The following is a 10,390-nucleotide window of genomic DNA, read 5'->3' as shown; positions in this document are numbered from 1 at the left end:
TAAAACCCCACACCCCACACCCCACACCCCACACCCTGCCCCCAGGAAAACCTTTTTCAGCAGACCCTAAATAATAGTCAAGGGGGTGAGAGCATCTATCCTATTCATGGGAGGCCTCATGCTTTGGAGTGATTACCTTTATCGTGATGCCTCCCTTTGATTTTACAAACCTCTCTATCTCACATCAGCCGTAATTCCTAATTCATAATTCCTAATTCCCACTGCTGCTGGCTGCTCAAGGTTCATAATGAAAGAAACATCTATACTGATAGCTGGTTAATTTTTATGAAAACTGTTGCCGATACGGACTTGCAAAGGCTAGAAGACTTAATTATCAACGGACAAAAAGCGATCGAGACTCGTTTCACGGCGATCGAGAATAGTATCGTCGAAATTAAAGCTGATATTGGCGAAATTAAAGCTGATATTAAGGAAATCAAGCAAGATGTTAAATCCCTAGAGATAGGACAGGCAAAATTAACCGAAAGAGTCGAAGGGATGGATAATCGCCTCAAAATAGTCGAGGGCAGTCAAAAAAATCAAATTTGGGCATTGATAACCATTTTAGGAGGTTCACTAATTACCGCTTCCGTCGGTTTGCTGATCGCTATTTTGCGCTTTGTCTTTTTTAAGTAAAAAATTATGGCTATGGATGAAACTAAATGGATGAAACTAAAACCGGAATAAATCAAGAAATCGACCTAGAAACCGAAAAAATTGAGCCATCAGCCTCGTTAAGGTCAAGATACACCCAAATTCACCTTAAAAGTGAGGGCGAGAAATTGGTGCTAATTTTACCCAAAACCGGCGCCGGGGAGACAAGTCAGGATTGGACAGATATCTTGACAGGATTGAAATATTATCTCCGTAATAGCGGTCAAAACTGCCCAGCTAGAACACCTGTACACCTACAGGCCAACGATCGCCTGATGGATACGCGGCAACTACAAGCGATCGCCACAATTTTAGACAGTGCCGAATTACCCCTACATACGATCCAAACTCAAAGAAGACAAACCGCAGTGGCAGCGGCAACTATGGGTTACAATGTCGAACAAATGCAATCAAATGCCACGGTTTTCGGGGACGAGCAACCGCTGCCATCCCTCCTCGCTGAACCTTTATACTTAAAAACTACCCTGCGATCGGGTGTAGAAATCCGTCACCCGGGTACAGTTATAGTCATGGGCGATGTCAACCCCGGCGGATCGATCGTCGCTGATGGCGATATATTAGTTTGGGGGAGTTTACGCGGTGTGGCCCATGCGGGATTCCGCGGCGATCGAGCGGCGCTAATCATGGCCCTGCGAATCGATTTAACTCAACTGAGGATCGCGGAATTGGTGGCACGGGCCCCGGCTTTAAATAGCGATCGCATAGAACCAGAAATCGCCTGTATCAGCGAAGGAGGAATCCGCATCATTGGGGCTTATAATTTTTCCAGAACCTACACCTTTAAAGATAAAGTGGGGTGGGTCGAAAAAAGGTGATCAGTAAACAGTGATCAGTAAACAGTGATTCAGTGACTGGTAAAAATAGCGATTAACTGCGTTGAAACGAAAAACTCTATAAAACTGATAACTGATAACTGATAACTGATAACTGATAGCTGATAGCTGATAACTGATAACTGATAACTGATATAAATTATGGCTCGTGTAATTGTGGTGACATCGGGAAAGGGAGGAGTCGGTAAAACGACGGTAACGGCGAATCTAGGTTCAGCTTTATCTCAATTAGGCTGTCGAGTCGCCCTTGTCGATGCCGATTTCGGACTGAGAAATCTCGATTTATTGTTAGGATTAGAACAGCGTATCGTTTATACTGCCCTCGATGTGGTGGCGGGAGATTGTAGCCTTGATAAAGCTTTAGTTAAGGATAAAAGACAGGAAAATCTGGTTCTATTACCGGCGGCACAAAATCGTACAAAAGAGGCAATTACTGCCGATCAAATGAAGGATTTAGTCGCCCAATTGTCAAAAAGTTATGACTATGTATTGATTGATTGCCCGGCAGGAATTGAAATGGGTTTCCGCAATGCGATCGCTGCTGCCCAAGAAGCGATCATCGTTACTACCCCAGAAATGTCGGCGGTGAGAGATGCCGATCGCGTGGTAGGATTACTAGAAAGCGAGGATATTAAGGGTATTCGTCTGATTGTCAACCGGCTGCGGCCGGAAATGATCCAACTTAATCAGATGATCAGCGTCGAGGATATTCTCGACTTATTGGTAATTCCCCTGTTGGGGATTATTCCCGACGATCAAAGAATTATTATTTCCACTAATAAAGGAGAACCATTAGTATTAGAGGAGAAGACTTCTCTTCCCTCCATGGCCTTTAGAAACATTGCCCAACGTTTACAGGGTCGCGATGTGCCGTTTCTAGATTTAATGGCCGGTCAGGAAGGTTTTCTTACCCGTCTGCGTCGTCGCTTGTTTGGGCCTTAAACTCTCTCATCTCAACCCTTTAACCTACTATGAATGACCTGATCGATAAACTTCTAGCATGGCGCGGTTCGGGCAAAAGTGGCGACCAAGCTAAAAAACGCTTAAAACTTATTCTAGCCCATGATCGCGCCGATCTTAGTCCCGAACTTCTCGATATGATGCGTCAAGAAATCTTAGAAGTGGTCGGTCGTTATCTTGATATCGACACCGAGGAAACCGAGTTACTCTTAGAAAGTGACCAACGAACTACCGCCCTGATTGCTAATTTTCCGATTCGTCGCATCAAACGCCGTCCTTTAACCGAGAAATTGCCATGAAAACTCAACCGATCGAGCTTTGGCTTAGTCTAGCAGTTAGTCCCTTTCTTTTATCCTACTTAGGACTACGTTCTATTAATAATTGGTTGATAGAAGTCGGGAAAGACAGCGAGGAAATCTTTCGGGGCGATCGCTTGCCCCTTCTCAATATTCCCGATCAGTTACCGGTCAACAGTGACCAAATAATCCAAGAAAAAAGTCCTTTTGCCCCCTGAAAAGAGGCAGGATAGTGAAGTTTTTGTTAAAAATCGGAAAAATGTGATTCTTTGGGATACAATCTCATTTTTGACAAACCGTAAAGAACTAATCCCGATATATCAGTAATCAGTGATCAGTTATCAGTTATCAATGATCAGATTTGAGTTTTCAGTGAATAGTATTAACGGGCAAGTTCTGAGCTTTCTTTTCACTGATGACTGATGACTGATGACTGTTTACTGATTACTGATTACTGATTACTGAAATTATGAGCGTCCTTGTCCCCTCAACCGAAACCGAACAGGATATTTTCAGCACTTCCAACCTGTTTCTGCAGCAAAGACTGAAATTAATCGAAGATTTATGGAAAGAAGTCTTGATCTCCGAATGTGGTCAAGAATTAGTTGATTTACTGGAATTACTGCGCCATCTCTGTTCTGAGGAAGGACAAGTGACCGATGATAGTGCGGAGGCAACGATCGCCAAAATGATCGAAGACTTGGAACTAGGGGAAGCGATCAAAGTTACCCGCGCTTTTGCCCTCTATTTCCAGTTAATAAATATAATCGAACAACACTACGAACAAAGGGATCAGCAACTACTGCGACGGACGGTGATCGGGGAAGAAAACGAAAGTCCCAAGGCTGAACCAACGCAAAAAAGCCTTTTAGCCACCATTGTCGGGGCCGATTGGCTAGAAAAAACCCTAAACGAGTCCGATCACTCCAGCCCAAAATCGGGGCTATTTCACTGGTTATTTCCCTATCTTAAACAGGTGAACGTCCCCCCCCAGGAAATTCAGCGTCTTCTCGATCAATTAGATATTCGTCTGGTTTTTACGGCCCACCCCACGGAAATTGTCCGTCATACCATTCGCATTAAACAGCGCCGCATCTCGGGCATTCTCGAAAAACTCGACCAAGCAGAAGAAATCTTTCGCAGTATGGGGTTAACTAACTCCAGAGAAGCACAGACAGTCACCAAACAGTTAAAAGAAGAAATACGTTTTTGGTGGCGAACAGATGAACTACACCAATTTAAACCCACCGTCGTCGATGAGGTGGATTATGCCCTTCACTACTTCGATGAAGTTCTCTTCGATTCCCTACCCCAGTTAACCCTGCGTCTGCAGCAAAGCCTACAATCCTCCTTTCCCCGTTTACAAGCGCCGAAAAATAACTTCTGTCGCTTTGGTTCTTGGGTGGGGGGCGATCGGGATGGCAATCCCTCCGTTACCCCCGAAGTCACCTGGAAAACCTGCTGTTATCAGCGCAATCTCGTTGTTAAAAAATATCTCGATGCTATTCGCGACCTGACCAGTATTTTAAGTGCCTCCCTGCACTGGTGTCACGTCTTGCCGGAGTTGCTGGACTCCCTGGACAGAGATAAACAGCAAATGCCCGAAATCTATAGCCAGTTAGCAATACGCTACCGTCAGGAACCCTATCGCCTCAAATTGGCCTTTATTCAAAAACGTCTGGAAAATACCCGCGATCGCAATGATCGCCTCAATGACCCGGAAGAACGACAATTATTAACTAAACTCAACGAAACCAACATCTATCGCTCTGGTTCCGAGTTTTTAGCCGAATTAAAGCTATTACAGCGCAGTCTCCTTCAAACTGGTCTTTCCTGTCAAGAACTGGATCAACTGATCGCCCAAGTGGAGATTTTCGGCTTTGTCCTGACTCAGTTAGATTTTCGGCAAGAATCCACCCGTCACGCCGAATGTATCGAAGAAATCGCCGCCTATCTCGGAGTTTTACCCAAACCCTACGGCAAATTAACCGAATCAGAAAAAATCGCCTGGTTAGTGGCGGAATTAAAAACCCGTCGCCCCTTAATTCCCCGGGAAATGCCCTTTTCGGAAAGAACCTGCGAAACCATTGAAACCCTGCGAGTTTTAAGAAGTCTGCAAGGGGAATTCGGTCTGGAAATCTGCCAAACCTACATTATCAGCATGACCAACGAGGCCAGCGATGTGCTAGAAGTGCTGTTATTAGCCCAAGAAGCTGGTTTGTACGACCCCGCCACTAGCCGCAGCTCCCTCCGCATTGTTCCCCTCTTTGAAACCGTCGATGACCTCAAACACGCCCCCGGCATCATGCAGACTTTGTTTGAATTGCCCCTCTACCGGGCAGCCCTAGCCGGCGGTTACGACCATTTAGGGGCTTTAAACGGGGAGGAAGTGACCCCGGAACCTGCCATCCTCCAACCGAGTAATTTACAGGAGATTATGGTGGGTTACTCCGATAGTAACAAGGATTCTGGCTTTTTAAGCAGTAATTGGGAAATTCATAAGGCCCAGAAAGCTTTACAAAAAACTGCTAAACAATACGGAGTGGATCTACGTCTTTTTCATGGCCGGGGTGGTTCCGTTGGTCGCGGTGGTGGACCGGCCTACGCCGCTATCCTCGCCCAACCCCGGGGAACGATTAACGGTCGCATTAAAATCACGGAACAGGGCGAGGTTTTAGCCTCGAAATACTCTTTACCGGAATTGGCCTTGTATAACCTCGAAACGGCCGTAACGGCAGTCATACAGGCAAGTTTACTGGGCAGTGGTTTTGATGATCTCGAACCTTGGAATCGCATCATGGAGGACTTGGCCACCTGTTCACGGCAAACCTATCGCAGTTTGATTTATGAAGAACCGGACTTTTTAGACTTCTTTCTGTCTGTAACTCCCATTCCTGAAATTAGTCTTTTACAGATTAGTTCCCGACCGGCCCGCCGGAAAAGTGGTCAACAGGATTTAAGTACCCTGCGGGCAATTCCCTGGGTATTTAGTTGGACCCAAACCCGTTTTCTTTTACCGGCTTGGTATGGTTTAGGGACAGCTTTACAGATGTTTCTCGATGATTCTCCTAACCGAAATTTGGAATTGTTACGCCATTTTTATCACAAGTGGCCTTTCTTCCAGATGGTGATTTCTAAGGCAGAAATGACTCTATCAAAGGTGGATTTACAGATGGCCTATCACTACGTCAGTGAACTTTCTAAACAGGAAGATCGAGAACGTTTTCAACGTCTGTTTGAAAGGATTAAAGAGGAATATAATCGCACTAGCGAGATTGTTCTCCAGATCACCGGCGAGAAACATTTATTGGATAATGATCCGAGTTTACAGCGCTCGGTGCAGTTACGCAACGGTTCGATCGTTCCCCTCGGTTTTCTACAGGTGTCTCTCCTCAAGCGTTTACGTCAATACAATAGTCAAGCTCAATCCGGTGTGATTCATTTCCGCTATTCTAAAGAGGAGTTATTAAGGGGCGCTTTAATGACGATTAATGGTATTGCCGCAGGGATGAGAAATACCGGTTGATTACAGATAATTAATGGTAGTTTTCCGGTGGTTATCTTGAAGGTAATCCACCCTATTTTTAAAATTTGTCAACTTTTTGTAAAACTTCTACTAAGTTGTTATTTTTAAAGGGAAAATCACCGTTAAAATTGGGCATTACTTCTGATTTTATCACTCAATCCCAGCTTTTGGGGGGTTCTATTGGCTAATATTAAGTAGCTGGTTATAATTAAATTAAAAATGGATTTTAGGTTCGATCCCCCCTGCCCCCCTTGATAAGGGGGGTGCCGATCCCCCCTTAGTCCCCCCTTTAATCCCCCCTTAATAAGGGGGGCATCTGATAATTTTTAACGCCTACCTACTTACTATCACTTATTGACTAAAAATGAAGATTTGACCCCTAACAGTTGACAATCGAAGAGCGATACCGAAGAGAAGCAATTAAGCTCACCGGTGTGTCGGAAGATTAGAGATTGTGCCAAAATGGAGAAAGTGACCCATTGATTACAGGTAAATTGTTAAAAAAAGGATCGAGTAACCGTGACTGATACGAACTTAGATATACTATCCTTGACCGATCCAGCGATCGCAGGGATTTTGCAAAAAGAACTGCAACGTCAAAGAAATCACCTAGAATTAATCGCTAGTGAAAACTTTACCTCGGCTGCCGTCATGGCCGCCCAGGGTTCAGTTTTAACCAACAAATACGCCGAAGGACTGCCCAAAAAACGCTACTATGGCGGTTGCGAATACATTGACGAAGCGGAACAATTAGCGATCGATCGGGTTAAACGACTATTTGGGGCAAATCACGCTAACGTACAACCCCACTCTGGCGCCCAAGCTAATTTCGCCGTTTTCCTGACCCTCTTGCAGCCCGGCCATACGATTATGGGCATGGATCTCTCCCACGGTGGTCATCTTACCCACGGTTCCCCCGTTAACGTTTCCGGAAAATGGTTCCGAGTCGTACAGTACGGAGTAAGTCCCGAAACCGAACTCCTCGACTACGATCTCATCCTTGACATCGCCCGCAAAGAAAAACCCAAACTAATTATCTGCGGTTATTCTGCCTACTCGCGCCGGATTGATTTCGAGAAATTCCGCGCCATCGCTGACGAAGTGGGGGCCTACCTGATGGCAGATATCGCCCATATTGCCGGTTTAGTGGCCACTGGTCATCATCCTAACCCCCTACCCCACTGTGATGTGGTCACTACCACCACTCACAAAACCCTGCGCGGTCCTAGGGGGGGTTTAATTATGACCAAAGACGAGGAATTAGGCAAAAAATTCGATAAATCCGTCTTCCCCGGTACCCAAGGCGGTCCCCTAGAACACGTGATTGCAGCGAAAGCGGTGGCTTTTGGGGAAGCATTGAAACCGGAGTTTAAAATCTATTCGGGCCAAGTAATCGCTAATGCCCAAGCTTTAGCCGGTCAGTTGAAGGCTAGAGGGATTAAAATTGTCACCGATGGTACGGATAATCACTTGATGTTACTCGATTTAAGATCCGTGGGCATGACCGGGAAAGAGGCCGATCGCTTGGTGAGTACCATTAATATTACCGCTAATAAAAACACTGTTCCCTTCGATCCCGAGTCTCCCTTTGTCACCAGTGGTTTGCGCTTGGGTTCCCCGGCTATGACCACCAGAGGACTAGGAGAAACGGAATTTATCGAGATTGGCAACATTATCGCCGATATTCTCCTTAATCCAGGTGATGAAGCCCTGAGAACTGCTTGCCGTCAACGGGTAGCCAAACTCTGTGAAAGCTTCCCCCTCTATCCCCATCTCCATATTTCCGTCCCCGCCTTGGCCTAAAAAGAGAGATAATAAAAGTTCATAATTGGCGATTGCCTGTCAGTGGCCAATTGTGGATTAAATCGCCCCCCAATTCCCATGTCCGGAGATTTATACTATCTAATTGCTTTTCTGATCGCCCATACCGTGGTACTTTGGAGTACCCCCCTCGTCAGAACCGTCGGACTGAAAAGCGGTTACGTCGATAAACCCAACGAAAGGAAAGTCCATGAAAAGCCTATGGTTCGACTGGGGGGAGTTTCGATTTTTGTCGGCGCTTTAACTGCCCTCCTGATCGTTTGGTGGTTGGGAGGGTTTGCTGGTTTAAACAGCGATCGAGAATGGGAAGTGTGGGGCGTAACCCTAGGCGGTTTGGGCTTTTTTCTCATCGGTCTAGCGGATGATCTTTTTAATCTTTCCCCCCTCAATCGTCTGGTAATGCAGTTTAGCGTCGCTTTTCTAGCTTGGCAAGCTGGGGTGAGGATCGATTTCCTCTCTATTCCCTTCGGCGATTTATTACAAATTCATTGGCTAAGTTTACCGATTACTCTCCTCTGGTTAGTGGGGATGGCTAACGCGATTAATTGGATTGACGGTTTAGATGGATTAGCGGCGGGGGTTTCGGGTATATCTGCCGTGGTGATTTTGATTGTAACTTTGGTGATGGGACAACCGGCCGCCGCTATTATCGCCGCCGCTTTAGCGGGTGGGGCCTTGGGTTTTCTGCGTTACAATTTTAACCCCGCCCAAATTTTTATGGGGGATGGTGGGGCCTATTTTATGGGTTTTACCCTCGCGGGTGTGGCGGTGATTGGATTGGCTAAAACCACTGCTGTGACTACTGTTGCCGTTACCGCCGTCCTATTGCCCTATCTCATCCTCGCGGTTCCTCTCCTCGATATGTCCACGGTGATTATTTCCCGTCTCAAACGCGGAAAATCCCCTTTTGTGGCTGATAAACGTCATTTACACCATCGTTTACTGAAAGCGGGTATCTCTCACCGTCTGACAGTATTATTTATCTACGCTCTAACTCTCTGGGTGGGCAGTTTAGCCCTCGGTTTTTCCAATGTTCCCAGTGGTTGGGGTTTTGCCTTTGGTGCGACTCTCCTCCTCGGTTACGTCGGTTGGCAAGTCTGGCGCAATCGTGGCAGTGAACCGTAAGCCGTCTTAAACTAGAAAAAGGATTAATAATTAAGATAGCGGCAGGATGACTCTGGGAGTTTAGCAAATGTCTAACGAAACCGTAACTTATTCCCTTGAAACTGTCCTGACAAGGATTGAGGGAAAAATCGACTCTTTACAAAGAGATGTTAATGAGCGTCTAACTAAGCTAGAGATAGGACAATCAGAAATAAGAGGGGATATTAAAGCCCTAGATTCTAAAGTTATGGAAATAGAAAAGCGTATTGACGACCTGAATGCACGGGTGAATATTACCACTAACGGGTTTCTTGGCATTGTCGGAATTTTGGTGACAGGAATACTAGGCATTCTGGGAAAAATCGTCTTTTTCCCTAATCCCTAAAAGTTGTCTTTAGTCTTTGTTTACTCTACAATTTTCAAGGATACAGAGAAAAATGATCTGCAAAAATCCCTCTTTCCGTTCTCCTCTCTGCGACTGTAGTGCCTCTGCGTCAAACAAAAAATATAAAACTCAAGCCCTAATTACAGTAATTCTATATTGATTTTCTGTCACCACAACTTCAGTGGATAATCTTTCTTCCATTGGTAAAGCATTTTTCCTCCTATCAAAGATAAATAACCAACCAAAATCTAAACCCAAACGCCCTAAATAAGATTCTAATTGTTCAATTCCGTCAGCTTGCGGATTGCGTTTTTTATCCCGCCATACTTTTAATTCAATCCCTAAAGTTACATCTTTATACTGCAAACATAAATCCATTCTATCACTACCAATTGCATATTCCCTTTCTAAAACTCCTCCACCATTAACCACACGATGTAAAAAAGCCATTAATACTATATGCGGAGCAATTTCATGGTAAGCAGCACTACTTAATAATGGTTCTCCATGCTGTCGCCAAAACTTGAGAAATGCTGTTAATAAAGCATCTATATTTAATTCACCTTTTGCTGTCAACCAACTAGGACTAATTAAAGGTAAACTGTCCTGAGTTCCTTGTACTAAAACGCGGGGAATTACTTCACGATAAATGGGGTTAGAAATAACTAATCCCCCCATCGGATCACGTCGTAATAATCCTAAATCTATTAAATATTGCCTATCATCTGCTAGGGTATCGGGTAAGGTTTGCCCTGCTAAAATTGGTTCAATAATGTTTTTAACTCGTTTT

Annotated in this window: 9 protein-coding genes and 1 pseudogene; 9 read left to right on the top strand and 1 reads right to left on the bottom strand. The window is 45.0% G+C overall.

What is annotated here, in order from left to right:
- Nucleotides 1-285: 285 nt before the first annotated feature.
- From PN470_RS11855 to PN470_RS11815, 9 genes are all read left to right on the top strand, one after another.
- Nucleotides 286-636 (top strand): hypothetical protein, encoded by a 351-nt coding sequence (locus PN470_RS11855; protein WP_271936202.1) that lies wholly within the window; start codon nt 286-288, stop codon nt 634-636.
- A 26-nt stretch (nt 637-662) separates the two neighbouring features.
- On the top strand, nt 663-1,490 hold the full coding sequence (gene minC / locus PN470_RS11850; RefSeq protein WP_271936204.1) for a septum site-determining protein MinC: 828 nt from the start codon (nt 663-665) through the stop codon (nt 1,488-1,490).
- Between the two features lie 159 nt (nt 1,491-1,649).
- Nucleotides 1,650-2,450 (top strand): septum site-determining protein MinD, encoded by an 801-nt coding sequence (minD, locus tag PN470_RS11845; RefSeq protein WP_002733442.1) that lies wholly within the window; start codon nt 1,650-1,652, stop codon nt 2,448-2,450.
- Nucleotides 2,451-2,479: 29 nt separating this feature from the next.
- Nucleotides 2,480-2,767, top strand: a complete 288-nt coding sequence (gene minE / locus PN470_RS11840) for a cell division topological specificity factor MinE (RefSeq protein ID WP_002751115.1) — start codon at nt 2,480-2,482, stop codon at nt 2,765-2,767.
- Nucleotides 2,764-2,982 carry a hypothetical protein gene (locus PN470_RS11835; protein WP_103112910.1) on the top strand — a complete coding sequence of 73 codons (219 nt, stop codon included), beginning with the start codon at nt 2,764-2,766 and terminating at the stop codon, nt 2,980-2,982. Before minE ends, PN470_RS11835 begins: the two co-directional genes overlap by 4 nt.
- 251 nt (nt 2,983-3,233) lie before the next feature.
- The gene (ppc, locus tag PN470_RS11830) at nt 3,234-6,290 is read left to right on the top strand and encodes a phosphoenolpyruvate carboxylase (RefSeq protein WP_272104583.1); all 3,057 of its coding nucleotides are present in this window, start codon (nt 3,234-3,236) and stop codon (nt 6,288-6,290) included.
- 519 nt (nt 6,291-6,809) lie between these two features.
- Nucleotides 6,810-8,093, top strand: a complete 1,284-nt coding sequence (glyA, locus tag PN470_RS11825) for a serine hydroxymethyltransferase (RefSeq protein ID WP_272104582.1) — start codon at nt 6,810-6,812, stop codon at nt 8,091-8,093.
- A 78-nt stretch (nt 8,094-8,171) separates the two neighbouring features.
- Nucleotides 8,172-9,236, top strand: a complete 1,065-nt coding sequence (locus PN470_RS11820; RefSeq protein ID WP_002732067.1) for a glycosyltransferase family 4 protein — start codon at nt 8,172-8,174, stop codon at nt 9,234-9,236.
- A 67-nt stretch (nt 9,237-9,303) separates the two neighbouring features.
- Complete coding sequence (locus PN470_RS11815) at nt 9,304-9,600, top strand: DUF4164 family protein (protein WP_002751121.1); 297 nt, start codon at nt 9,304-9,306, stop codon at nt 9,598-9,600.
- Between the two features lie 129 nt (nt 9,601-9,729).
- On the opposite strand, the pseudogene PN470_RS11810 reads toward PN470_RS11815, so the two are convergent.
- Nucleotides 9,730-10,390, bottom strand: a pseudogene (locus tag PN470_RS11810) (ATP-binding protein); the annotation flags it as partial.

Origin of the sequence: Microcystis sp. CS-574 (genome assembly GCF_028329095.1) — a bacterium.
GTDB classification, from domain to species: domain Bacteria; phylum Cyanobacteriota; class Cyanobacteriia; order Cyanobacteriales; family Microcystaceae; genus Microcystis; species Microcystis ichthyoblabe_A.
This window is presented reverse-complemented; position numbering and strand designations above follow the sequence as displayed.

What these genes read in the sequence shown, in the direction of transcription:
- PN470_RS11855 (WP_271936202.1), top strand. Translation starts at nt 286, where the DNA reads ATGAAAACTGTTGCCGATACGGACTTGCAAAGGCTAGAAGACTTAATT.
- minC (WP_271936204.1), top strand. Translation starts at nt 663, where the DNA reads ATGGATGAAACTAAAACCGGAATAAATCAAGAAATCGACCTAGAAACC.
- minD (WP_002733442.1), top strand. Translation starts at nt 1,650, where the DNA reads ATGGCTCGTGTAATTGTGGTGACATCGGGAAAGGGAGGAGTCGGTAAA.
- minE (WP_002751115.1), top strand. Translation starts at nt 2,480, where the DNA reads ATGAATGACCTGATCGATAAACTTCTAGCATGGCGCGGTTCGGGCAAA.
- PN470_RS11835 (WP_103112910.1), top strand. Translation starts at nt 2,764, where the DNA reads ATGAAAACTCAACCGATCGAGCTTTGGCTTAGTCTAGCAGTTAGTCCC.
- ppc (WP_272104583.1), top strand. Translation starts at nt 3,234, where the DNA reads ATGAGCGTCCTTGTCCCCTCAACCGAAACCGAACAGGATATTTTCAGC.
- PN470_RS11820 (WP_002732067.1), top strand. Translation starts at nt 8,172, where the DNA reads ATGTCCGGAGATTTATACTATCTAATTGCTTTTCTGATCGCCCATACC.
- PN470_RS11815 (WP_002751121.1), top strand. Translation starts at nt 9,304, where the DNA reads ATGTCTAACGAAACCGTAACTTATTCCCTTGAAACTGTCCTGACAAGG.